Annotated in this window: 17 protein-coding genes; 4 read left to right on the forward strand and 13 right to left on the reverse strand. The window is 72.7% G+C overall.

The window, feature by feature from the left end; all coding sequences use genetic code 11:
* Positions 1-7: 7 nt before the first annotated feature.
* Positions 8-4279 (reverse strand): nitrate- and nitrite sensing domain-containing protein, encoded by a 4272-nt coding sequence (locus WA788_RS09465; protein ID WP_443033998.1) that lies wholly within the window; start codon positions 4277-4279, stop codon positions 8-10.
* A gap of 577 nt (positions 4280-4856) precedes the next feature.
* Here WA788_RS09465 and WA788_RS09470 point away from each other — a divergent pair.
* The 3 genes from WA788_RS09470 (at position 4857) to gltX (ending at position 7458) form a co-directional block, all read left to right on the forward strand.
* Positions 4857-5051 carry a hypothetical protein gene (locus WA788_RS09470; RefSeq protein WP_335974183.1) on the forward strand — a complete coding sequence of 65 codons (195 nt, stop codon included), beginning with the start codon at positions 4857-4859 and terminating at the stop codon, positions 5049-5051.
* An 84-nt stretch (positions 5052-5135) separates the two neighbouring features.
* Complete coding sequence (locus WA788_RS09475; protein WP_335974187.1) at positions 5136-5930, forward strand: fumarylacetoacetate hydrolase family protein; 795 nt, start codon at positions 5136-5138, stop codon at positions 5928-5930.
* Complete coding sequence (gene gltX / locus WA788_RS09480) at positions 5923-7458, forward strand: glutamate--tRNA ligase (RefSeq protein WP_335974190.1); 1536 nt, start codon at positions 5923-5925, stop codon at positions 7456-7458. The genes WA788_RS09475 and gltX overlap by 8 nt, the downstream gene beginning before the upstream one ends.
* A 262-nt stretch (positions 7459-7720) precedes the next feature.
* On the opposite strand, the gene WA788_RS09485 is transcribed toward gltX, so the two are convergent.
* From WA788_RS09485 to WA788_RS09530, 10 genes are all read right to left on the reverse strand, one after another.
* On the reverse strand, positions 7721-7927 hold the full coding sequence (locus WA788_RS09485; protein WP_435173640.1) for an acyl-CoA carboxylase epsilon subunit: 207 nt from the start codon (positions 7925-7927) through the stop codon (positions 7721-7723).
* A gap of 47 nt (positions 7928-7974) precedes the next feature.
* Complete coding sequence (locus tag WA788_RS09490; RefSeq protein WP_335974194.1) at positions 7975-9558, reverse strand: acyl-CoA carboxylase subunit beta; 1584 nt, start codon at positions 9556-9558, stop codon at positions 7975-7977.
* A 169-nt stretch (positions 9559-9727) separates the two neighbouring features.
* Entirely contained in the window at positions 9728-10636 is a 909-nt protein-coding gene (locus tag WA788_RS09495) for an HpcH/HpaI aldolase/citrate lyase family protein (RefSeq protein WP_335974196.1), read from the reverse strand.
* On the reverse strand, positions 10633-11715 hold the full coding sequence (locus WA788_RS09500; RefSeq protein WP_335974198.1) for an HpcH/HpaI aldolase/citrate lyase family protein: 1083 nt from the start codon (positions 11713-11715) through the stop codon (positions 10633-10635). Before WA788_RS09500 ends, WA788_RS09495 begins: the two co-directional genes overlap by 4 nt.
* A 65-nt stretch (positions 11716-11780) precedes the next feature.
* Positions 11781-12278 carry a GNAT family N-acetyltransferase gene (locus WA788_RS09505; RefSeq protein ID WP_335974201.1) on the reverse strand — a complete coding sequence of 166 codons (498 nt, stop codon included), beginning with the start codon at positions 12276-12278 and terminating at the stop codon, positions 11781-11783.
* Between the two features lie 116 nt (positions 12279-12394).
* On the reverse strand, positions 12395-14020 hold the full coding sequence (gene cimA / locus WA788_RS09510; RefSeq protein ID WP_335974204.1) for a citramalate synthase: 1626 nt from the start codon (positions 14018-14020) through the stop codon (positions 12395-12397).
* Between the two features lie 368 nt (positions 14021-14388).
* Positions 14389-15477 (reverse strand): branched-chain amino acid aminotransferase, encoded by a 1089-nt coding sequence (locus tag WA788_RS09515; protein ID WP_335974209.1) that lies wholly within the window; start codon positions 15475-15477, stop codon positions 14389-14391.
* Between the two features lie 138 nt (positions 15478-15615).
* Positions 15616-16659, reverse strand: coding sequence for a 3-isopropylmalate dehydrogenase (locus WA788_RS09520; RefSeq protein ID WP_335974213.1), 1044 nt, complete (start codon positions 16657-16659; stop codon positions 15616-15618).
* A gap of 509 nt (positions 16660-17168) precedes the next feature.
* Positions 17169-18809: an L-glutamate gamma-semialdehyde dehydrogenase gene (gene pruA / locus WA788_RS09525; protein ID WP_335974216.1), complete on the reverse strand. Its 1641-nt coding sequence runs from the start codon at positions 18807-18809 to the stop codon at positions 17169-17171.
* 78 nt (positions 18810-18887) lie between these two features.
* Positions 18888-19817 carry a proline dehydrogenase family protein gene (locus tag WA788_RS09530; protein ID WP_335974219.1) on the reverse strand — a complete coding sequence of 310 codons (930 nt, stop codon included), beginning with the start codon at positions 19815-19817 and terminating at the stop codon, positions 18888-18890.
* Positions 19818-20031: 214 nt separating this feature from the next.
* Here WA788_RS09530 and WA788_RS09535 point away from each other — a divergent pair, with 214 nt between their 5' ends.
* Positions 20032-21294: a PucR family transcriptional regulator gene (locus WA788_RS09535; protein ID WP_335974222.1), complete on the forward strand. Its 1263-nt coding sequence runs from the start codon at positions 20032-20034 to the stop codon at positions 21292-21294.
* A 28-nt stretch (positions 21295-21322) separates the two neighbouring features.
* On the opposite strand, the gene WA788_RS09540 is transcribed toward WA788_RS09535, so the two are convergent.
* On the reverse strand, positions 21323-21910 hold the full coding sequence (locus WA788_RS09540) for a Uma2 family endonuclease (protein WP_335975205.1): 588 nt from the start codon (positions 21908-21910) through the stop codon (positions 21323-21325).
* A gap of 146 nt (positions 21911-22056) precedes the next feature.
* The gene (serA, locus tag WA788_RS09545; protein WP_335974224.1) at positions 22057-23649 is read right to left on the reverse strand and encodes a phosphoglycerate dehydrogenase; all 1593 of its coding nucleotides are present in this window, start codon (positions 23647-23649) and stop codon (positions 22057-22059) included.
* Between the last annotated feature and the right edge of the window lie 43 nt (positions 23650-23692).

Raw genomic sequence — 23692 nt, forward strand, 5'->3', positions numbered from 1 at the left:
CACTCAACTAGCGCTCCTGGTTGTTCATGCCGAAACCACGGCCGTCGGTGGTACCGGTACCGCCGGCCTGGCGGCCCTGCTGGATACCCCTGCGGAGGTTGGTCAGACGTCCGCGCACGTCGTCGGGGGCGCGGGAGACCTGCGGGCCGCCCTGGGGGGCCTGCTGGGGGGCCGCGCCGCCCGCGACGAGATTCGCCCGGGGAACGCGCCGCGGCAGGCCGGAGGGGGTGACCCCGCCCGCGGTGGGTTCCCGGATGGCCTCGGCCCGCTGACGCAGCGCGTCGTTGGGCGAGGTGCGCCAGTTCGGCGTCTCGCGCGGCAGCGGCTGCGCCGCGGGCGCGGACGGCGCCTGGGCGCCGTTCTGCGCGCCGCCGGGCGCCGCCGGGCCGCCGGGCGCCGAGGTGGCCTGGACGGCCGGCTGCGGGCCGCCGGACAGCCGCTGCGGGCCGCCCGCCGGGGCCGGCCCGGGCCGGTCGGTGCGCGGGCGCTGCGGCGGCGCGGTGCGGCCCACCGGGCGGGGCGGCGGCGCCTGCTGGCCGCGCAGGCCCTGCTCGACGTGGATCTGCTGCATCCGCTCGGCCTGGCCGGTGCGGAACCAGTCGGACTCGATCGACGAGAAGATCGGCGTCGGCTCATCGCCCCGGGTCGGGGCCGGCGGCAGCGCCATCGGCTCGGCCGGGCCGGGCAGTTGCGGCTCCTGGCGCGGCACGGGCAGCGGACCCAGCTCGTCCTGGAACGGCGACTGGGGCACCGCCGGGTACGACCCGCCGGTGTCGCCGTGGCCCGGCACCGGCAGCGCGCCGGTGCTGTACGGGTCCTGCGGCTGCTGCGCGGGGCCGCCCTGGCCCTGGCCGCCCTGCGGGCTCCAGCCGGGGGTGCCCTGCGGCCCGCGCGGGCCGCGCTGCGGCAGCCCTCCGGCCGGTGCGGGGCCGGGCTGCTGCGCCGGGTACGCCCCGGAGCCGTCCTCGGCGCGCACGGCGGGGAACTGGCTGGTGTCGCCAGGACCGCCCGGCAGGGGGAAGGAGCCGGTGTCGCCGGGAGCGCCGGGCACCTGGAAGGCGCCCGTGTCACCGGGGCGGCCGACGCCCTGGCCCTGCGGCGGGTTCTCGTCACGGATCGGCGGGAACTGCGCGGTGTCGCCAGGACCGCCGGGCAGCCGGAAGGCACCCGTGTCACCGGGGCGACCGACGCCCTGACCCTGCAGGCCGCTCTCATCCCGCACCGCCGGGAACTGGCCGGTGTCACCCGGACCGCCCGGCAACCGGAAGGCACCCGTGTCACCGGGGCGACCGGCACCCTGACCCTGCAGGCCGCTCTCATCCCGCACCGCCGGGAACTGACCGGTGTCACCCGGACCACCCGGCAACCGGAAGGCACCCGTGTCACCGGGGCGACCGGCACCCTGGCCCTGCGGCGGGTTCTCGTCACGGATCGGCGGGAACTGCGCGGTGTCGCCGGGGCCGCCCGGCAGCCGGAAGGAGCCGGTGTCGCCGGAGTTGGCCTGGGGGGCGCGCTGGCCGCGCTGCGGGAGGCGACCGCGGGAGCCGTCGCCCTGGCCGCCGGCGGCGGGGCCGTCGGCGCGGACGGCGGGGAACTGGCCGGTGTCGCCGGGACCGCCAGGACCACCCGAGGCGGCCGCGGGGGTCGCCCCGGGGCCGCCGGAGCGCTGCAAGGGGCCGGGGCGGCCGCCGAAGACGTCGGAGCGGAAGCCGTTGGGGCCGGTGTTCTGCGGCTGCGGGGTCGGGAAGCCGCCGGGGCCGGATGGCCGGCCGGAGCCCTGGTCCTGACCCGCACCCTGGCCCTGGCCCGGCCGGCCGGGACCGGACTGCTGGGGCTGCGGGCGGCTGCCGGGGCCGGACTGGTCGAAGGCGTCGAACGCGGGCGCCTCGACCTCCTCGTGGCCGCGCGGGGTGTCCTCGCCCAGGCCCTGCTGCTGGTTGCCCTGCGCGGCCCAGCGCGGGCCGCCGCCGGGACCGCCGGGGCCGGCGTTGCCGCCCGGGCCGCCGGAGGCGCCCGGCTGCCGGCCGGGCAGCGCGGGGCGCGCCCCGCCCTGGCCGACCTGGGCCGCGCCGCGGCCGCCCTTGCCGGCGTTGCCGAACGCGTTCGCGATGCCGGTGGCGGCGCTGCCGCCCGCGGCGCCCGCGGGGCGTGCCCCAGGAGCGGCGCCGCCCTTCGCGTTGGCGCCGCCCTGCGTGACGTCGACCGGCAGCATGACCAGCGCGGTGGTGCCGCCGGAGTCGGAGGGGCGCAGCTGGATGCGGATGCCGTGCCGCAGGGACAGCCGGCCGACCACGAACAGGCCCATCCGGCGGGAGACCGCGACGTCCACGGTCGGCGGGTTGGCCAGCCGCTCGTTGATGTCGGCGAGGTCTTCGGGGGACAGGCCGATCCCGGTGTCGTGGATCTCGATCAGCACCCGGCCGTCGGGCAGCGAGTGGCCGGTGACCCGCACCTTGGTCTGCGGGGAGGAGAACGACGTCGCGTTCTCCAGCAGCTCGGCGAGCAGGTGCACGAGGTCGTTGACGATCCGGCCGGTGACCTCCGCCGAGGGCACCGACGTCAGCTCGATCCGCTCGTACTGCTCCACCTCGGACGCGGCCGCGCGCAGCACGTCGACCAGCGGGACCGGGCGGGTCCACCGGCGGCCGGGCTCCTCGCCGGCGAGGACCAGCAGGTTCTCGCCGTTGCGCCGCATACGGGTCGCGAGGTGGTCGAGCTTGAACAGCGACGAGAGCTGGTCCGGGTCGGCCTCGCGCGACTCCAGTTCGGAGATGAGCGACAGCTGGCGCTGGATGAGGCCCTGGCTGCGGCGCGAGAGGTTGGTGAACATCGCGTTGACGTTGCCCCGCAGCAGCGCCTGTTCGGCGGCGAGCCGGACCGCCTCGCTGTGCACCTCGTCGAACGCGCGGGCCACCTGGCCGATCTCGTCGCGGCTGTTGATGCCGATCGACTCGACCGAGGTGTCGACGTCCTGCGGGTCGGTGTCGGAGAGCTGCTTGACCAGTTCGGGCAGCCGCTTCTGGGCGACGTCCTGGGCGGTCTGCTGGAGCCGGCGCAGCGAGCGGACCATCGAGCGGCCGACGACGAACGCGCCGACGACGGCGACGCCGAGCACGAGCAGGATGATCGCGCCGGAGATCAGCGCCTCGCGCTTCGCCTCGCTCTGGAGGTGCAGCGACTTCTGCTGCATCTCGCTGAGCAGCGAGCGCTCGATCTGGTTCATCGCGTCGATCTTGGTCTTCGCCGCGTCGTCCCAGTCCAGGTACGAGCTGTTGATCTTGGTGATCGCGTTCTGCGAACTCGCGATCCGCTCACGCTCGTTGTCGTGGGCGGCGATGGTGTCGTTGTCACCCTGGATCGGGCGCAGCAGCGAGGCGGCGTCGGTGCCGTAGACCTTCATGAAGCGGGTGATCGCGGTGTTCTCGTCCGCGGCGGACCACTTCACCGACTGGTACTCGTCGGCGTTGAGCTTGCCGCCGCTGGCGAACGCGGCGCTGATCACCGCGCGCTGCATCGACTCGTACTCCTTGGCGGAGGAGAACGCCGACAGGGCGCGGGTCGCCTTGATCATCTCGGAGTTGCTGGTGGCCTGCGCCATGTCCTGGGAGAGCGACAGCAGCGAGGTGACCAGGCCGTCGTACTCGGAGACGGTCTGCGCGATGCCCGACTGGGAGGTGTATGCCTCGCTGCGGATCTCGTTGAGGTTGGCGAGCTGGCCGCCGATGGCGACCAGGGTGGCGCGGACTCCGCTGAAGACCGGGTCGTCGTCCGAGATGCCGTCGGTCGCCTGCTCGTAGAGCTTGAGGTCGCGGTCGGTGGCCTGCCGGGAGGCGGCGACCGCGTCGTTGTTCTTCTGGTTGGCCGACAGCGGGCCCGCCGAGCTGTCGCGCTCCTCCTGGAGCGCGGCGGCCAGGTTGGTGGCCTGCTCGGTGATGTCGGTCAGGGTCTTCATGTGCTCGAGCTGGTGGATGTTGTCCAGCGAGTTGTTGATGCGCAGGCCGCCGAGTGCGGAGGCGGTGACCACGGGGAGCGCGAGCAGGGAGATGAGTCTGGTGCTGATGCGCCAGTTGCGCATGGCTATTCGGGGGCCGGGCTTGCCGTCGAGGCCGGTGATCTTGCCGGCTTCCAAGCCGCTGGGCATGCTCATCCGCCCGGGGGCCGCAGTGGTACCCGGCGTGGCGGTTCCGGAGTCGGCCGCGGCCTTGGAGCCGTTGCCGGCCCCGCCGGGCTGCTCCGATTCGCCCGCAGCGCCGCTGTCCCTCTTGAAACGTCCCTGCACTAGCGTCGCAACCTCTGGACCAGGCGTCCCCCGCCGTGAGGCTGCGGGGACGGTGTCGAGTCATGGGGGCTCGGGCCGACCCGGGTCACGGGACGACTGGTGTGCCCTTCACCGCCGCACGGTGTTCCGTCCGCGCCCCCTGCGCGCCGGTTCGCCTGGATGCAGCGGTTCGGGGAATTCCAGCACAGTGCCTGATCTCGCAACAAGGCCCGTTGCCGACCTGTTGGAATGCGTCACCGATCGCGACGGCCCATGCACACTGCGTCGAGCGTCAGGGCGGTGATATGGGGCGAATACGGGCCGCTCGCGTAACCGCACGGAGGGGTGTCAGAGCGTGCCCGTCACACCGAGCGACGGGCTTTTCCCGGCTTTCACGGCTTTTGCGGCTTTCCTGGTACCGCGTCGGTTGTCCGAAAGGCGCGGTATGCGGTGGAGTTAGTGAGCAAAATCACACACCGTCAGATGTCTGTGCCCGGCGGCGGCGGGAAGAGCCCCCACTAATCTGGTGCTTTATCCGGGAGGCGGCTGTGTGAGCCGCCGCGTCCCGCACCCCCGTCGAGACCCGAGGTCCCCACAGATGATCGCCAACCCGCGGCGCACCACGCTCGCGCACCTCAAGGACGCGTCCGAACTCCTCGGCTCGCCCGCCCCGGTGGCGACGGCGGACACCGAGGCCGCGGAAGCGGCGGCGGCCGCCGTGCTGCCGCGGACCACCGCGAACCCGCGCCGTACGAAGCTCAACGAGCTGCCGAAGCCGCGCATCGCCCCCTGAGCGGCACTGACCTGCGGCGATCGCCTCGGTCCGGTGGGAGGCGGCCTGTCCAGTGGGAAGCGGCCCGGCCGCTAGGGTGAAGGCATGCGCATCGTCAGGTTCTCCATCGACGGCAACGTGGCGTTCGGAGCGGTCGAGGGCGACCCGGCCGGCGGTCCCGAGGCTCTGTCCGTCGACATCATGAAGGGCGTGCCCTTCGCGGACTTCGAGCTGTCCGGCACGAAGGTCCCGCTGGACAAGGTGCGGCTGCTGCCGCCGGTCCTGCCCAACAAGGTGGTCGCCATCGGCCGCAACTACGCGGCCCACGCCGCGGAACTGGGCAACGAGGTGCCGGACGCGCCCTGGGCGTTCTTCAAGCCCTCGACCTCGGTGATCGGCCCCGGCGACCCCATCGTGTACCCCTCCTTCTCCCAGGAGGTGCACCACGAGGCGGAGTTGGCGGTCGTGATCAGCCGGCTGTGCCGGGACGTGCCGCGGGAGCGGGTCAAGGACGTGATCCTCGGCTTCACCTGCGCCAACGACGTGACGGCCCGCGACACCCAGCGGTCCGAGAAGCAGTGGGCGCGGGCGAAGGGCTTCGACTCCTCCTGCCCGCTCGGCCCCTGGATCGAGACCTCGATCGACCTGGAGGCGGCCGGCGACCTCGCGATCACCGCGACCGTCAACGGCGAGCTGCGCCAGGCCGGCCGCACCCGGCAGATGCTGAACTCGATCGAGGACCTGATCGTCAACATCACCGAGGCGATGACGCTGCTGCCCGGCGACGTCCTGCTCACCGGCACCCCCGCGGGCGTGGGCCCGCTGCTCCCCGGCGACGAGGTCGCCGTCACCATCGAAGGCATCGGCACTCTCACCAACAAGGTGATCTCGCGTGGCTAGCGCAACTCCTGCACCCTCCGCCCCCGCTTCCGGCGGCTCCTCCGACTCCGACTCCGGCTCCGGTTCCGCCGTCCGCGTCAGGTTCTGCCCCTCCCCCACCGGCAACCCGCACGTCGGGCTGGTCCGCACCGCGCTGTTCAACTGGGCGTTCGCCCGGCACCAGCAGGGCACCCTGGTCTTCCGCATCGAGGACACCGACGCGGCCCGCGACTCCGAGGAGTCCTACCAGGCGCTGCTGGACTCGATGCGCTGGCTCGGCCTGGACTGGGACGAGGGCCCCGAGGTCGGCGGCCCGTTCGCGCCCTACCGGCAGTCCCAGCGGATGGACGTCTACGCCGACGTGGCACAGCGGCTGAAGCAGGCCGGGCACGCGTACGACTGCTACTGCACCACCGAGGAGCTGGAGGCCCGCCGCGAGGCCGCCCGCGCCGCCGGCCGCCCCTCCGGGTACGACGGCCACTGCCGGGACCTCAGCGCCGAGCAGACGGCCGCCTACCGGGCCGAGGGCCGCGCCCCGATCGTGCGCTTCCGGATGCCGGACCACCCGATCACCTTCACCGACCTGGTCCGCGGCGAGCTGACCTTCACCCCGGAGAACGTGCCGGACTACGGCATCGTGCGGGCCAACGGCGCGCCGCTGTACACCCTGGTCAACCCGGTGGACGACGCGCTGATGGAGATCACGCACGTGCTGCGCGGCGAGGACCTGCTCTCCTCCACCCCGCGGCAGATCGCGCTGTACGGCGCGCTGATCGAGTTGGGCCTCGCCCGGTCCGTGCCCGCCTTCGGCCACCTGCCGTACGTGATGGGCGAGGGCAACAAGAAGCTCTCCAAGCGCGACCCGCAGGCGTCGCTCAACCTCTACCGGGAGCGCGGGTTCCTGCCCGAGGGGCTGCTCAACTACCTCTCGCTGCTGGGCTGGTCGTTCTCCGCCGACCAGGACGTCTTCTCGATCGAGGAGATGGTGGCGAAGTTCGAGATCTCCGACGTCAACGCCAACCCGGCGCGCTTCGACCTGAAGAAGGCCGAGGCGATCAACGCCGACCACATCCGGCGGCTGGGCGTGAAGGAGTTCACCGAGGCGTGCGCGCCCTGGCTCCAGGCGCCGTTCGCGCCCTGGGCGCCGGAGTCCTTCGACGAGGCGGCGTGGCAGGCGATCGCGCCCTACGCGCAGACCCGGGTCACGGTGCTCTCCGACATCACCGCGAACGTGGACTTCCTCTTCCTCGACCAGCCGGTCGACGACGAGGCGTCCTGGGCGAAGGCGATGAAGGAAGGGTCCGACGCGCTGCTGCGCACGGCCCGGGAGCAGTTGGCCGCGGCGGACTGGTCCGCCGCGGAGTCGTTGAAGGAGGCGGTGCTCGCGGCCGGCGAGGCGCACGGCCTCAAGCTCGGCAAGGCGCAGGCTCCGGTGCGGGTCGCGGTCACCGGCCGCACCGTCGGGCTACCGCTGTTCGAGTCGCTCCAGGTGCTGGGGCGCGAGCGCACCCTCGCCCGGATCGAGGCGGCGCTGGCGAAGCTGGCCTGACCCTCCGGGGTGGGCTGGCCTGACCCTCCGGGGTGGGTGGTCCCTGTCGGTTCCGGGACCACCCGCCGGTGGTGGGCTGGTCGCGCAGTTCCCCGCGCCCCTTGATATGCCCGGGTTCCTCCGGGGCAAGCCCGGTGGTGGCCGCACTTACCCAGGGGCGCGGGGAACTGCGCTCCCCCAGAGCTTCGCCTGGGAGGTGCCCCCAGCCACCGCGGACCGCAAGGTCCCGTGCATCACAGGACGGGGCACCGCGGAGGGCCGGCTAGCCCTGCCAGGAGTGGGGCGCGCGGAAGCCCGGGGTGCGCTCGAGGCGGCGCCAGCCGGCGGTGGAGCGGGGGGTGGGCGCGGCCGGGGCGGCGGAGCCGCCGGCGGCGGCGCGGGCCAGCAGGAGCGCGGTCAGTGCGGCGACCTCCTCGGGTGCCGCGTGCCCCTTCTCGACGCGCACCAGCGAATCGGTGGGAGTGCTCACGATGGTCTCCAATAGGTGGGCCGCCTGGGCGGTCCTGGTCGGGGAGGTCACTGCGGGGGGTTGCCGTGCTTGCGGGACGGCAGGTCGGCGTGCTTGGTGCGGAGCATCTCCAGCGAGCGGGCGAGCACCTCGCGGGTCTCGGCCGGGTCGATGACGTCGTGCACCAGGCCGCGCTCGGCGGCGTAGTATGGGTGCATCAGCTCGGCCTTGTACTCCTTGACCATGCGGGCGCGCATCGCGTCGGAGTCGTCGGCTTCGGCGATCTGCCGGCGGAAGATCACGTTCGCGGCGCCCTCCGCGCCCATGACCGCGATCTCGTTCGTCGGCCAGGCGAACGTCAGGTCCGCCCCGATCGACTGGCTGTCCATCACGATGTAGGCGCCGCCGTACGCCTTCCGCAGGATCAGCGAGATCCGCGGCACCGTCGCGTTGCAGTACGCGTACAGCAGCTTCGCACCGTGCCGGATGATCCCACCGTGCTCCTGCGAGACGCCGGGCAGGAAGCCGGGGACGTCCAGGAGGGTGATGATCGGGATGTTGAACGCGTCGCACATCTGCACGAAGCGCGCGCCCTTCTCGGACGCCTCGATGTCGAGCACGCCGGCGAGCGAGGCGGGCTGGTTGGCGATGACGCCGACCACCTGGCCGTCGATCCGGGTGAGCGCCACGATGAGGTTGGTGGCCCACCGCTCGTGGATCTCCAGGTACTCGCCGTCGTCGACGATCTCCTCGATCACCTTGTGCATGTCGTACGACCGGTTGCCGTCGGCCGGCACCAGGTCCAGCAGCACGTCGCCGCGGCGGTCCACCGGGTCCTGGTTCTCCGCGGCGGGCGGGTTCTCCCGGTTGTTCTGCGGCAGCAGCGACAGCAGGTAGCGGACCTCCTCCAGGCAGGTCTGCTCGTCGTCGTACGCGAAGTGCGAGACGCCGGAGACCGCCGAGTGGACGTCGGCGCCGCCCAGGCCGTTCTGGGTGATCTCCTCGCCCGTCACCGCCTGCACCACGTCGGGGCCGGTGATGAACATCTGCGAGGTCTCCCGCACCATGAACACGAAGTCCGTGAGCGCCGGGGAGTAGGCCGCGCCGCCCGCGCACGGGCCGAGCATCACCGAGATCTGCGGGATGACGCCGGAGGCCCGGGTGTTGCGCTGGAAGATGCCGCCGTAGCCGGCGAGCGCCGAGACGCCCTCCTGGATACGGGCGCCCGCGCCGTCGTTGAGCGACACCAGCGGGGCGCCCGCCGAGATCGCCATGTCCATGATCTTGTGGATCTTCTGCGCGTGGGCCTCGCCCAGCGCGCCGCCGAAGATCCGGAAGTCGTGTGCGTACACGAACACGGTCCGGCCGTGCACGGTCCCCCACCCGGTGATCACGCCGTCGGTGTAGGGCCGCTTCGCCTCCAGCCCGAAGCCCGTGGCCCGGTGCCGCCGCAGCGACTCCACCTCACGGAAGGAGCCTTCGTCGAGCAGCAGCTCGATCCGCTCGCGCGCGGTCAGCTTCCCCTTGGCCCGCTGCGCCGCGGTGGCCTTCTCGCTCGGCCCCCGCTGCACCTCCTCGCGGATCGCACGAAGCTCCTCGACGCGCCCCCGGGCGTCGTTCGCCGTGACGGGCAGCTCTTGCGATGTGGTCATGTACCGACAGTACGAGCGTCAAGGGCCGGAAGGCGCCATCAACTTCGTACAGTGTCCAACGGCTCAGCCTGGTGGGTCCCGACAGACGGCGAGGTGGGGCGGGGTCCGGCGGCCGGTGCCGGGGCCCGCCCCACCGCGCGGTTGCGCGCCGCCGCGGGTGGCCCGGGGGTCAGCGGGCGGCGACCGCGGCGGCCAGCGCCAGCACCCGCCGGGCCTCTTCGACGTGCAGGTTCTCGATCATCCGGCCGTCCACGGTGACCACGCCGCGCCCCTGTGACGTGGCCTCTTCGAAGGCGGCGATGATCCGTTCGGCGCGCTCGACCGCCGCCGGGTCGGGCGCGAAGATCCGGTTGCAGGGTTCGAGCTGCCGGGGGTGGATCAGGGTCTTGCCGTCGAAGCCGAGCTGCCGCGCCTGGCGGGTCTCGGCCTCGAAGCCGGCCGTGTCCTGGACGTCGTTGTAGACACCGTCCAAGATGACCTTGCCAGCCGCGCGGGCGGCGAGCAGGGCCAGCGAGAGCCCGGTCAGCAGCGGGGCCCGGCCGGGCACGTGCTCGGCGTGCAGTTCCTTGGCGAGGTCGTTGGTGCCCAGCACCAGGACGGTCAGCCGCGGGGACGCCTCGGCGATCGCCCGCGCGTCCAGGAGCGCGGCGGGCGTCTCCAGCATCGCCCACAGCGCGGTGTGTTCCGGCGCGCCGGCCGCCTCGAGCGCCGCCACGACCTCCCGTACGGTCCGGGCGGAGTCCACCTTGGGGACGACGACCGCGTCCGGGCCCGCGGCCGCGGCGGCCGCCAGGTCGTCGGCGTGCCAGGCGGTGCCGGGGGCGTTGACCCGGATGGCGACCTCGCGCGGGCCGTAGGCGCCGCTCGCGGCGGCGGCCGCGACCCGCGCGCGGGCCTCGGCCTTCGCGTCGGGGGCGACGGAGTCCTCCAGGTCGAGGATGAGCGCGTCGGTGGGGAGGGTCTTCGCCTTCTCCAGGGCGCGCTCGTTGGCGCCGGGCATGTAGAGCACGGAGCGGCGGGGGCGCGGCGCGGCGGCGGGCGCGGCGGAGTTGGCGGCGGGGTCGGCGGCGGTGCTCATCGGGCGGGCTCCTCGGTGGCTGCGGTGTCGGCCGCGGCGGCGTAGGCGGCGGCGAGTTCGGGGTCGCGGGCGGCCAGGGTGTCCGCGAGTCCGGCGACCACCTGGCACTGCTTGTACGTCGCGTCGTCCTGCATCTTGCCGTCGATCATCACCGCGCCGGTGCCGTCGCCCATCGCCGCGATCACCCGGCGGGCCCAGGCGACGTCCTCGGGGGCGGGCGAGAAGACCCGCTTGGCGATGTCGATCTGCACCGGGTGCAGCGACCAGGCGCCGACGCAGCCGAGCAGGAAGGCGTTGCGGAACTGGTCCTCGCAGCCGGTGACGTCCTTGATGTCACCGAACGGCCCGTAGTACGGCAGGATGCCGTTCGCGGCGCAGGCGTCGACCATCCGGGCGATCGTGTAGTGCCACAGGTCCTGCTGGTAGGTGGGCCGGGGGCCGTCGCCGCCGGGGCCGGGGTCCGCGCGGACCAGGTAGCCGGGGTGGCCGCCGCCGACGCGGGTGGTCTTCATCCGGCGGCTGGCGGCCAGGTCGGCCGGGCCGAGCGACAGGCCCTGCATCCGGGGGCTGGCGGCGGCGATCTCCTCGACGTTGCCGACGCCGGCCGCGGTCTCCAGGATGGCGTGCACCAGGATCGGCCGGTCCAGGCCCGCCTTCGCCTCCAGTTGGGCCAGCAGCCGGTCGACGTAGTGGATGTCGTGGGCGCCCTCCACCTTCGGCACCATCACCACGTCGAGGCGGTCGCCGATCTCGGGGACCAGGGTGAGCAGGTCGTCCAGCGCCCAGGGCGAGTCGAGGCTGTTGATCCGGGTCCACAGCTGGGTGTCGCCGAAGTCGGCGGCCCGGGCGGTCCGCACCAGGCCGGCCCGGGCCGCCTCCTTGCGGTCGGCGGGGACGGCGTCCTCCAGGTTGCCCAGCAGGACGTCGACGGCCGGCGCGAGGGAGGGCACCTTGGCCGCCATCTTCTCGTTGCCCGGGTCGAAGAAGTGGATCATTCGCGAGGGGCGGAACGGCACGTCCCTGACGGGCGTGGGCGCCCCCACGGCCAGCGGGCGGAAGAAGTCCTTCGCCGAGCGCATGCGATCTCCCGGTGGTGTCGGGTCGAGGGTGTGGCGCTCACCCTACGACCGCGGGCACCGGACGGTTACCCGTCAGTAGGTGTGCCGTTGGTCACCGGGGTCCAGCGCAGCGTCATGTCCGGTTCCCGCTCCATGTTCCGCGAGCCGTCGTTGCGGTCCACCACCGTGAAGCCGTGGCGCGCGTAGAACGCCTGAGCGTCGGTGTTGCGCTGGAAGACGTGCAGGTCCAGGCCGTGCGGGCGGTGCGCCTTCGCGCGGGCCAGCAGCAGCGAGCCGATGCCGCGCCGCCGCGCGCCGGGCAGCAGGTAGAGGTGCTCCAGCCACTCCCCCTCCACCGCCGCGTATCCGAGGACGGTGCCGCCGCCGTCGACCGCGACCCAGACGTCGGACTGCGCGAGCACCACCTCGCGCACCCAGCGCTCCACCTCCGCGTCGGTACGCCTGCGCGGCGGCAGCCACGGCATCGCGGCTTCCCGCGAGGTGATGTGCACCTGGGCGATGGCGGCCGCGTCGGCGGCCTCCGCCGGACGGACGGATGCCTGCTGCTGCTCGGTTGCTGTCACGCCCGGCAGGCTAGGGCCTGCCGGGCGCGGACTCGACCGGTTTTCGCGGCCCGCGAGGCACTGCGGCCGGTCGGGGTCAGGCGCGGCCGGTCGGAATCAGGCGGCGTCAGTCGGCGTCAGGTGCTCGGTACCTCGTCCTGCGGCTCCAGGCCGGCCCGGATCAGGCCGTAGGCGTAGGCGTCCTCGAGGGCCTGCCAGGAGGCGGCGATGACGTTGTCGGCGACACCGACCGTGGACCACTCGGACGCGCCGTCGGAGGTGGTGATCAGCACCCGGGTGGTCGAGTCGGTGCCGGAGCGGCCTTCGAGGATGCGGACCCGGTAGTCGACCAACGCGAAGGTGCCCAGCTGCGGGTAGATCCGCTCCAGCGCCACCCGCAGGGCCCGGTCGAGCGCGTTGACCGGCCCGTTGCCCTCGGCGGTGGCGACGATCCGCTCGCCCTTCGCCCACAGCTTCACCGTGGCCTCGTTGGCATGCGAGCCATCCGGGCGGTCCTCGGTGATGGCGCGCCAGGACTCGATCCGGAAGAAGCGGCGCGGGCCCTCCGGGCGGCCGCTCTGCAACTCGTCGCGCAGCAGCAGCGCGAAGGACGCGTCGGCGGCCTCGTAGGTGTAGCCGCGCAGCTCGCGCTCCTTGACGCGCGCCACCACCCGGCCGACCAGTTCGCGGTCGCCGCCGAGGTCGATGCCGAGCTCCTTGCCCTTCAGCTCGATCGAGGCGCGGCCGGCCATGTCGGAGACCAGCATCCGCATGGTGTTGCCGACCCGTTCGGGGTCGATGTGCTGGTAGAGGTCGGGGTCCACCTTGATCGCGGAGGCGTGCAGCCCGGCCTTGTGCGCGAAGGCGGACACGCCCACGTACGGCTGGTGGGTGGAGGAGGGCAGGTTGACGATCTCGGCGATGGCGTGCGAGATGCGGGTCATCTCGCCGAGCGCGCCCTCGGGCAGCACCCGCAGGTCGTGCTTGAGTTCCAGGGCCGCGGTGACGGGGAAGAGGTTGGCGTTGCCGACCCGCTCGCCGTAGCCGTTGGCGGTGCACTGGACGTGGGTGGCGCCGGCGTCGACGGCGGCGAGGGTGTTGGCGACCGCGCAGCCGGTGTCGTCCTGGGCGTGCATGCCCAGCCGCGCGCCGGTGTCGGCGAGCACCTGCGCGGTGACGGTCTGGACCTGCTTGGGCAGCATCCCGCCGTTGGTGTCGCACAGCACCACCACGGACGCGCCGGCCTCGTGGGCGGCGGCCACCACGGAGGTGGCGTAGCCGGGGTTGGCGCGGTAGCCGTCGAAGAAGTGCTCGCAGTCCACGAAGACCCGGCGGCCCTGCTCGACCAGGTACGCGACGGTGTCGCGGACCATCGCGAGGTTCTCCTCCAGCGTGGTGCGCAGCGCCAGTTCCACGTGCCGGTCATGGGACTTGGCGACCAGGGTGATGACCGGGGCACCGGACTCCAGCAGCGCGTTGACCTGCGGGTCGTCGGCGGCCTTGGTGCCCGGGCGGCGGGTGGCGCCGAACGCGACCAGCGTGGCGTGCTTCAGGTCCAGTTCGGCGGCGGCGCGGGCGAAGAACTCGGTGTCGCGGGGGTTCGCACCGGGCCAGCCGCCTTCGATGAAGCCCACGCCGAAGTCGTCCAGGTGCCGTGCGATGCCCAGCTTGTCGGCGACGGTGAGGTTGATGCCCTCGCGCTGCGCGCCGTCGCGCAACGTGGTGTCGAAGACGTGGAAGCTGTCGTCGGGTTCGGCGGTCATGGTGGTTGCAACTCCTGTCGGGTGGGTGGGGTTGGCCCCGGACGGCGTTCATCCGGAGGTTCCGACTCCACTTGCCCCCAGTCTCCTCGTGCGGTTCCGCCTCCGGCGCGGGTGGGCCGGGAAACGAAAAAACCCCTCGCGGATGCGAGAGGTCTGCACGCGGGTCTGGGGCACGGTGAGGTTCCACCTGGGTTCAGCGGAAGCGTCACTGCGGACCGGCGTGCCTGCGGCCAATAATCAGCGTGGCGTACGAGGACACGCGAGCAGTGTGGCACACCTTTCCGCCATACGGGTGGCCGTCTCACGTTCTGAGCAGGACGGCAAGCCCCCCGCCACGGCAGGCGGGGGGCTCGGCAGCGTACTGGCGCTCACGCGCCCAGGGGGTGCATCCAGCCGTGGGGGTCGGGGGCGTGACCGGTCTGGATGTCGAGCAGGGCCTCGCGCAGCCGCAGGGTGACCTCGCCCGGACCGCCGTCGCCCACCGTCCAGTTCGCCCGGGTGGACTTGATCGAGCCGACCGGGGTGATCACGGCCGCGGTGCCGCAGGCGAACACCTCGGTGAGGGTGCCGTCCTCGTTGCCCTGCTTCCAGTCGTCGACGCTGATCCGGCCCTCGCCGACCTCGTACCCCAGGTCGGCGGCGATCGCGAGCAGGGAGTCCCGGGTGATGCCGGGCAGCAGCGAGCCGCTGAGCGAGGGGGTGACGATGCGGTTGCCGTAGACGAAGTACAGGTTCATGCCCCCCATCTCCTCGATCCAGCGCCGCTCGATGGCGTCGAGCCACACCACCTGGTCGCAGCCCTGCTCGGCGGCCTGCGCCTGGGCGACGAGGGAGGCCGCGTAGTTGCCGCCGGTCTTGGCCGCGCCGGTGCCGCCGGGGGCCGCGCGGACGTACTCCTCTGACAGCCACACCGAGACCGGCTTGACCCCGCCGGAGAAGTAGGCGCCGGCCGGGGAGGCGATGACCAGGAAGAGGTACTCGCGGGAGGGCCGGACACCGAGGCCGACCTCGGTGGCGATCATGAAGGGCCGCAGGTAGAGGGAGGCCTCGCCCTGGCTGGGCACCCAGTCCTTGTCCTGGCGGACCAGCACGTCGCACGCCTCGACGAAGGTCTCCACCGGCAGCTCCGGCATCGCCAGCCGCCGTGCGGAGTTCTGGAAGCGCCGCGCGTTGGCCTCGGGCCGGAAGGTGGCCACGCCGCCGTCGGGCTGGCGGTACGCCTTGAGGCCCTCGAAGATCGTCTGGGCGTAGTGCAGCGTCATGTTCGCCGGGTCGACCGACAGCGGCGCGTACGGCACCAGCTGGGCGTCGTGCCAGCCGCGGCCGTCGGTCCACTTGATGGTGACCATGTGGTCGGTGAAGTACCGCCCGAAGCCGGGGTCGGACAGGATCGCTTCGCGCTCCACCGCGGGCAGCGGGTGCGCGGAGGGCTTCAACTCGATCGTGGGCGTCGTCATCTTCTGTTCCTTCACCGTGTCGCTGACGCCCTCGACCGTACTGCTAGGACGTCCTACTTTCCCGCCAGGAAGCGGCCCCGTCACCGATTATCGCAGCGACGGGGCCGGGTGGTACCTCGGGTGGGCCGGCTTCCCGCGTCAGCCGGCCACCCGCGCGGCCAGCGCGTCGCCGATCTCGACCGTGGAGCGGGCCGGGCGGCCGGCGCGCTCGGCGAGGTCCGCGTGGACGGCGGCGTCGATCCGGTCGGCCTCCGCGTCGTAGCCGAGGTGCCGCAGCAGCAGCGCGACGGACAGCACGGTCGCGGTCGGGTCGGCCTTGGACTGGCCGGCGATGTCGGGCGCCGAGCCGTGCACGGGCTCGAACATCGACGGGAACTCGCCGCTGGGGTTGATGTTGCCGCTCGCGGCCACACCGATGCCGCCGGATACGGCCGCGGCGAGGTCGGTGACGATGTCGCCGAAGAGGTTGTCGGTGACGATCACGTCGAACCGCTCGGGCTGCGTCACCAGGAAGATCATGGTGGCGTCGACGTGCAGGTAGTCGGTGGTGACCTCGGGGTACTCCTTGCCGACCGCCTCGAAGATCCGGGTCCACAGGCTGCCGGCGTGCACCAGCACGTTGTTCTTGTGCACCAGGGTGAGCTTCTTGCGCGGGCGGGCCTGGGCGCGGGCGTAGGCGTCGCGCACCACGCGCTCGATGCCGTAGGCGGTGTTCAGGCTCACCTCGGTGGCGACCTCGGCCGGGGTGCCGGTCCTGATCGCGCCGCCGTTGCCGGTGTAGGGGCCCTCGGTGCCTTCGCGGACCACCACGAAGTCGATGTCCGGGCTGCCCGCGAGCGGGGTGCCCACGCCCGGGAACAGCTTGCTGGGCCGGAGGTTGACGAAGTGGTCGAAGGCGAACCGCAGCTTCAGCAGGAAGCCGCGCTCCAGGACGCCGGAGGGCACCGACGGGTCGCCGATCGCCCCGAGCAGGATCGCGTCATGGGCCTTGAGCTCGGCCAGGTCCGCGTCGGTGAGGGTCTGACCGGTGGCGTGGTACCGCTTGGCGCCGAAGTCGTACTCCTTCGTCTCCAGCTTGGTTTCCTGCGGGAGCGCCGCGGCGAGGACTTTGAGACCTTCGGCGACGACTTCCTGACCGATTCCGTCGCCGGGGATCACTGCGAGGTTGATGCTGCGAGACATGCGGGGCACCCTACTCCGCGTCTTGACCTATGACACAGCACGTCCGCATGTCGGACGCAGCATCTCCGGTGCGTTCTGGGCGCGTGCGGTATGCGCGCGGCTCAGTGCTCGTGGCCGGTGGAGCCGCCGTTGTCGCGGCGGTCCATGGAGCGCTGGAGGGCGCGCAGGGCGTTCTGGCGGGCGTCGTCGTCCATGGGAATCAACTCCGTTGAAGAGTGGTACCGACGGGTGGTGAGACGTGCCAAGGAACGCGGGCGGAGAGCAGCGCCGCGGGGGTGGCCCGCCTGGAGGCGCCTGGCTCGCATCCGCCGTCCGCTCGGTCGAGCGGGAAACGTTCGGCTCATTCAAAGTTAGGACACAGCGCGCGCCCTGTCCCCAGGTTTACTCGGACTTCCTACTATCTGAGACGACCGGCCGTTCGTTCGGCCGTACGGAGGCCGTGCAGGGGCCGGACAGGGAACTGCCCCCGTCTCCGAGGCCGGGAGGCGGGGGCAGTGGCGCGGGGGCGGTCAGCCCTGGTGCGGGTAGCGGTAGTCCGTCGGCGGGACCAGCGCCTCCTTGATCGCGCGGGTCGACGTCCAGCGCAGCAGGTTCTGCGCGGAGCCCGCCTTGTCGTTGGTGCCGGAGGCCCGCGCGCCGCCGAACGGCTGCTGGCCGACCACGGCGCCGGTCGACTTGTCGTTGATGTAGAAGTTGCCCGCCGCGAAGCGCAGCCGCTCCATCACGTGGGCCACGGCCGCCCGGTCGCGGGCGATCACCGAACCGGTCAGCGCGTAGGAGGCGACCGACTCCATCTGGTCGAGCATCGCGTCGAACGCCGCCTCGTCGCTGTCGTCGTAGACGTACACCGCCAGCAGCGGGCCGAAGTACTCCTCGCGGAAGATCTCGTGCTCCGGGTCGGTGGCGACAAGCACCGTCGGGCGGACGAACCAGCCGACCGAGTCGTCGTACGTGCCGCCGGCCACCACCTCGACGCCCGGGTCGGCCTTGGCGCGCTCGATCGCGGCCTTGTTCTTGGCGAACGCGGCGCCGTCGATCAGCGCGCCCAGGAAGTTGCTCAGGTCGGTGACGTCGCCCATGGCCAGGCCGTCGACCTCGGCGGCGAACTCCTCCTTGAAGCCGCCCTCCCACAGCGAGCGCGGCAGGTAGGCGCGCGAGGAGGCCGAGCACTTCTGGCCCTGGTACTCGAAGGAGCCGCGGGTCAGCGCGGTCTTCAGCACCGCCGGGTCCGCCGACGGGTGGGCGACCACGAAGTCCTTGCCGCCGGTCTCGCCGACGATCCGCGGGTAGGAGCGGTAGCGCTCGATGTTCTCGCCGACCGTCCGCCACAGGTACTGGAAGGTCCTGGTCGAGCCGGTGAAGTGGATGCCGGCCAGCTCCGGATGGGTGAGCGCCACCTCCGAGACGGCCTCGCCCCGCCCGGTGACGAGGTTGATGACGCCGTCCGGCAGCCCGGCCTCCTTCAGCAGCCGCATCACCAGCAGCGCCGAGTGGGTCTGGGTCGGCGACGGCTTCCACACCACCACGTTGCCCATCAGCGCGGGCGCGGTGGGCAGGTTGCCGGCGATGGCGGTGAAGTTGAACGGCGTGATCGCGTAGACGAAGCCCTCCAGCGGGCGGTGGTCCAGGCGGTTCCACACCCCGGGGGAGTTCGTCACCGGCTGCTCGGCGAGGATCTGCCGGGCGTAGTGGACGTTGAACCGCCAGAAGTCGACCAGTTCGCAGGGGCTGTCGATCTCGGCCTGCTGCACCGTCTTGGACTGGCCGAGCATGGTGGAGGCGACGAGCGTCTCGCGCCAGGGGCCGGAGAGCAGCTCGGCGGCGCGCAGGAAGATCGCGGCGCGGTCGTCGAAGGAGGTGGCGCGCCAGGCGGGGGCCGCGGCGAGCGCCGCGTCCACCGCGTCCCGGGCGTCCTGGGCGTCGGCGGCGGCGCTGGTGCCGAGCCGGGCCGCGTGGTGGTGCGGCTGCACCACGTCGAACCGCTCGCCGCGCCCCATCCGCTCGGTGCCGCCGATCACCAGCGGCAGGTCGATCGGGTTGCCGGCCAGCTCCTTGAGCTTCGCCTCGAGCCGGGCGCGTTCCGGGCTGCCGGGCGCGTAGGTGTGCACCGGCTCGTTGACCGGCGCGGGGACCTGGGTCACAGCGTCCATGGAGCGTGTCTCCTTGTGGGATCGGTTCGGCGGAACGGTTCGACGGATCGGTTCGGCGGATCGGTTCGGCGGAACGGTTCAGCGGCTGGGGGCGAAGGAGCGCAGGAAGAAGGCGAGGTTCGCCGGGCGCTCGGCGAGGCGGCGCATGAAGTACCCGTACCAGTCTGCGCCGTAGGGGACGTAGATGCGCATGCGCTCGCCGGCCGCCGCGAGCCGGCGCTGCTCGGCGGTGCGGATGCCGTAGAGCATCTGGAACTCGTACGACCCGGCGGCCCGCCCGTTGCGGGCGGCGAGTTCCTGGGCGATGGCGATCATGCGCGGGTCGTGCGAGCCGACCATGGGGTAGCCCTCGCCCTCGAAGAGGATGCGCAGCGCGCGCACGTAGGCGCGGTCGACGGACTTGCGGTCCTGGTAGGCGACGTGCGCGGGCTCCTTGTAGGCGCCCTTGACCAGCCGGACCCGGGAGCCGTCGGTGGCCAGCTCCTTGGCGTCGGCCTCGGTCCGGAAGAGGTAGGACTGGAGGACCGCGCCGGTGCGCGGGTGCTCGCGGCGCAGCTCGCGCAGGACCGCCAGCGTCGAGTCGACGGTGGTGTGGTCCTCCATGTCGAGGGTGACGGTGGTGCCGGTCGCGGTGGCGAGCTCGGCGACCGCGCGGACGTTCTCCAGCGCGATGTCGTGGCCGCCGTCGGGCAGCGCCTGGCCGAAGGCGGAGAGCTTCACCGACACCTCGGCGCGCCCGCCGAGGTCGGCGGTGGCCAGTGTCTCCAGCAGCCGCAGGTAGGCGTCGCGGGTCTGCCGGGCGGTGGCGCGGTCGGTGACGTCCTCGCCGAGGTGGTCGAGGGTGACCTCCAGGCCGGCGGCGGTCAGCGCGTGGACGGTGTCCATCGCGGGGTGCAGCGCGTCGCCCGCGACGAAGCGGTCCACCACCGGACGGGTGACGGGGGCGGCGGCGACGACGCGGCGCAGCCGGTCGCTGCGCGACGCGGCGAGCAGCACGGGACCGAGCACTTGGGGCCTCCTGGCGGATGGCGGGCGGCCGGGGCGGTGGGACCGCCGGGCGGGGCCGGTGGGCGGATGGGCGGGTTGCCGGTGCGGCGGGGGTGGCCGCCGCACCGGAGCGGCGGCACGGATCGCGTGCCGTCACCGCGAATGTAGGTACGGGCCCGCCCGGTGGGCCATCGACACCTGTCACGCATCCGGGTGCGACCCCTCATACAGATGTATGAGGACCGTGGAGGACAATGGACGGGTGGCCGCTGACTACGGTGATTTCCAGGATCTGGTGGACGAGGTCTCGGCGCTCCTCGGGGCGCCCGCGACGCTGGAGGACCGGGACTTCCGGCTGATCGCGTTCGGTGTGCACGACAGCGACGACGAGGCCGCGGTCGACCCGGTGCGGACCCGGTCGATCCTGACCCGGCGCTCCACCGCGGAGGTCCGCGCCTGGTTCGAGCAGTTCGGCATCGCCCGCGCCACCGCCCCGGTCCGCATCCCCGCGGCGCCGTCCGCGGGGGTCTTCACCGGCCGGCTGTGCCTGCCGGTGCGGCACGCCGGGGTGGTCTACGGCTATGTGTGGCTGCTGGACGAGGCCGACCACTCCCCCGGGCAGCTCGGTGCGGCGATGGCGGTCGCGGCGCGGATCGGGGACCGGCTCGCGGCGATGTCCGCGGCCGGGGCCGAGGCCGGCCAGGCACTGCGGGCGCTGCTCACCGGGGCGACCCGGGCCGCGCTGGACACCGCGGAGGAGGCGCTGCGCAAGGCGCTGGGGCCGGACGCGGACGAGCCGCACGCGCTGGTGTGCGTGTGGCCGCCGGAGCGGGGCGGCAAGCGGCTGGCCGGGCCGCCGCCGGAGGGCTGGGCCGGCCGCGCCGACGACCTGCCCGGGGCGCGGACCGTGCCGGGCGCCGCGGCGATCGCCCGGGTGCCGGGGTGGGGGCGCTGGGCGGCGGTGGCGGTGCTGGTGCGGCTGCGCTCGCCGCAGGTGCTGGCGCCCGCGCGGACGGCGGCGACCCGGGTGCTGGCCGCGGTCGCGGCGGGCGGCCCGGGTGAGGCGAACGGGGCCGGCGGGGCGCAGGAGCCGGTGGCGGGGGTGAGCGACGCGCGCACCTCGCTGGCGGAGCTGCCCGGCGCCTGGCAGGAGGCGACCGCGTCCGCCCGGGCGGCCCGGGCGCAGCCGCTGCTCGGGCCGGTCGCCAAGTGGTCGGGGATCGGGCCGTACCGGCTGCTCACCGCGCTGCCGGCCGAGGCGTCGCCGGACCCGGCGATCGCCTCCCTGCTCACCGACGCGCACCGCGAACTCGCCCACACCGCCGAGGTGTTCCTCGACCACGCGGGCCAGGCCGGGCGGACCGCCACCGCGCTGGCGATCCACCGCCAGACGCTCTACTACCGCCTGTCCCGGATCGAGCAGCTCACCGGACTCGACCTGGCCGACGGCGAGTCCCGCCTGCTGCTCCACATGGCACTGAAGGCCGCCCGCCTGTAGCGGGACGTGGCGGCACGGTCGGACAGCGCTACATGCGGTCGATCTCGGTCAGGTCGATGTCGATGGTGTACGGGGCGGAGACCTTGAGGCGGTCGTGGTGGATGCCGGTCAACTCGTACGCGTGGCCGAGCCGGTCCAACTCGTAGGTGTGGACCACCGGGCGACCGATTTCCGTCCGCTCGACCAGCCAGAAATGCGGAATTCCCGCACGTGCGTAGAGCAGCGGTTTGCGCTCACGGTCACGGTCGGCGGACTCCGGCGAGACCACCTCCACCGCGAGGACCACGTCCTCGGCACGGTAGCTCGTCTCACCATGTCCGGCGTTCGGCACCGCACGTTCGTGCAGGACCGTCAGGTCCGGCTCAGGCCGGTTGGTCTTGTCAAGCACGATGGTCATTTCTCGGCGCACCCGAAGGTCCTTCGGCGCGAAACCGCGCAGCGCGTGGACCAGCAGGTCCAGGACCAGCGCATGGAAACTCTTCTGCGGACTCACGAAAACGAGGCTCCCGTCGATCAGCTCGGTGTGCGGCGGGAGATCGGGGATGCGGTCGAGGTCGTCCGCGGTGAAGCCACCCGGAGGGGGGAAAACCCAGTCCGGGAGTTTTTCGGCAGTCATCTGTCCTCCCATGGACGGGATCGTGTCGGCATTGATCAGATGAACGCCAGAAAACACCGGCGCCACCACCCGAACGAGTGATTTGTACTACCGGTGTTTTCTGGTCACGTCATAAAGACAAGCCTACGCGCCACCGCGGTCCGGAATCAGTCCGTAAGGTTGACCGCGCGGGCGGACGTGGCGCCGATCTCGTCGGCGATGTCGGTGAGGACGCCGGCGGGGATGGTGGAGTCGACGGTGAGGGCGACGAGCGCGTCGCCGCCCGCGGCCGCGCGGGCGACCTGCATGCCGGCGATGTTGACGCCGACCTCGCCGAGGATGCGGCCGACAGTGCCGACCACGCCCGGGCGGTCGGTGTAGCGCAGGAACGCCATGTGGTCGGCGAGCGCCAGGTCCACATCCTCGTCGCCGACCGCGACGATCTTCTGGAGGTTCTTCGGGCCGGCCAGGGTGCCGGACACCGACACCTCGGTGCCGTCGGCGAGGGTGCCGCGCACGGTGACGAGGTTGCGGTGGTTGGGCGACTCGGAGCTGGTGGTGAGGCGGACCTCCACCCCGCGCTCCTGCGCGAACAGCGGTGCGTTGACGTAGGACACGGTCTCGGCCACCACGTCCTCGAACACGCCCTTGAGCGCGCTGAGTTCGAGCACCTTCACGTCGTGCTGGGTGATCTCGCCGCGGACCTCGACGTCCAGGCGGGCGGCGACCTCGCCGGCCAGCGCGGTGAAGATCCGGCCCAGCTTCTCCGCGAGCGGCAGCCCGGGCTTGACGTCCTCGGCGATGACGCCGCCCTGCACGTTGACCGCGTCCGGGACCAGTTCGCCGGCGAGCGCGAGCCGCACCGACTTCGCGACCGCGATGCCCGCCTTCTCCTGCGCCTCGTCGGTGGAGGCGCCCAGGTGCGGGGTCGCCACCACGTTGTCGAACTGGAAGAGCGGGGAGTCGGTGCACGGCTCCTTTGCGTACACGTCCAGGCCGGCGCCGGCGACCCGGCCCTCCTTGAGGGCCGCGGCGAGCGCCTCCTCGTCGACGATCCCGCCGCGCGCGGCGTTGACGATCCGCACCGACGGCTTGACCTTGTGCAGCGCCTCGTCACCGATCAGGCCCAGCGTCTCGGGGGTCTTCGGCAGGTGGACGGTGATGAAGTCGGAGACCTCCAGCAGCTCGTCCAGGGAGAGCAGCCGGACACCCATCTGCGCGGCGCGGGCGGGCTGCACATAGGGGTCGTAGGCGACGACGTTCATCCCGAAGGCCGACATCCGCTGGGTGACCAGCACACCGATCCGGCCCAGGCCGACCACGCCGAGGGTCTTCTCGCTCAGCTCGACGCCGGTGTACTTGTTCCGCTTCCACTCCCCGGCCTTCAGCGCCGCGTTGGCGGGCGCGATGTTCCGGGCGGTGGCGATGATCAGCCCGCAGGCGAGTTCGGCGGCGGTGACGATGTTGGAGGTCGGGGCGTTCACGACCATGACGCCGGCCTTGGTGGCGGCGGCCACGTCGACGTTGTCCAGGCCGACGCCCGCGCGGGCGACGACCCGCAGTTTGCCCGCGGCGGCGACCGCTTCGGCGTCCACCTTGGTGGCGCTGCGGATCAGGATGGCGTCGACGTCGGCGATCGCGGACAGCAGCTCGGCTCGGTCCGCGCCGTTGCAGTGCCGGATCTCGAAGTCCGGGCCGAGCGCGTCGACCGTGGCCGGCGACAGCTCTTCTGCGATGAGTACGACAGGCTTCTGGCTCACGTGGTCCTCACTTGTTCCTGCGGGGGCGGCCGGTCCCGTGGGG

The sequence above is a fragment of the Streptomyces sp. CA2R106 genome, assembly GCF_037034245.1.
Taxonomy (GTDB): domain Bacteria; phylum Actinomycetota; class Actinomycetes; order Streptomycetales; family Streptomycetaceae; genus Actinacidiphila.

Excerpts from the sequence above, each read along its gene's own strand:
- WA788_RS09470 (WP_335974183.1), top strand. The coding sequence starts at position 4,857 with ATGATCGCCAACCCGCGGCGCACCACGCTCGCGCACCTCAAGGACGCG.
- WA788_RS09475 (WP_335974187.1), top strand. The coding sequence starts at position 5,136 with ATGCGCATCGTCAGGTTCTCCATCGACGGCAACGTGGCGTTCGGAGCG.
- WA788_RS09490 (WP_335974194.1), bottom strand. The coding sequence starts at position 9,558 with ATGACCACATCGCAAGAGCTGCCCGTCACGGCGAACGACGCCCGGGGG.
- WA788_RS09495 (WP_335974196.1), bottom strand. The coding sequence starts at position 10,636 with ATGAGCACCGCCGCCGACCCCGCCGCCAACTCCGCCGCGCCCGCCGCC.
- WA788_RS09500 (WP_335974198.1), bottom strand. The coding sequence starts at position 11,715 with ATGCGCTCGGCGAAGGACTTCTTCCGCCCGCTGGCCGTGGGGGCGCCC.
- cimA (WP_335974204.1), bottom strand. The coding sequence starts at position 14,020 with ATGACCGCCGAACCCGACGACAGCTTCCACGTCTTCGACACCACGTTG.
- WA788_RS09515 (WP_335974209.1), bottom strand. The coding sequence starts at position 15,477 with ATGACGACGCCCACGATCGAGTTGAAGCCCTCCGCGCACCCGCTGCCC.
- WA788_RS09520 (WP_335974213.1), bottom strand. The coding sequence starts at position 16,659 with ATGTCTCGCAGCATCAACCTCGCAGTGATCCCCGGCGACGGAATCGGT.
- pruA (WP_335974216.1), bottom strand. The coding sequence starts at position 18,809 with ATGGACGCTGTGACCCAGGTCCCCGCGCCGGTCAACGAGCCGGTGCAC.
- WA788_RS09535 (WP_335974222.1), top strand. The coding sequence starts at position 20,032 with ATGAGGACCGTGGAGGACAATGGACGGGTGGCCGCTGACTACGGTGAT.
- WA788_RS09540 (WP_335975205.1), bottom strand. The coding sequence starts at position 21,910 with ATGACTGCCGAAAAACTCCCGGACTGGGTTTTCCCCCCTCCGGGTGGC.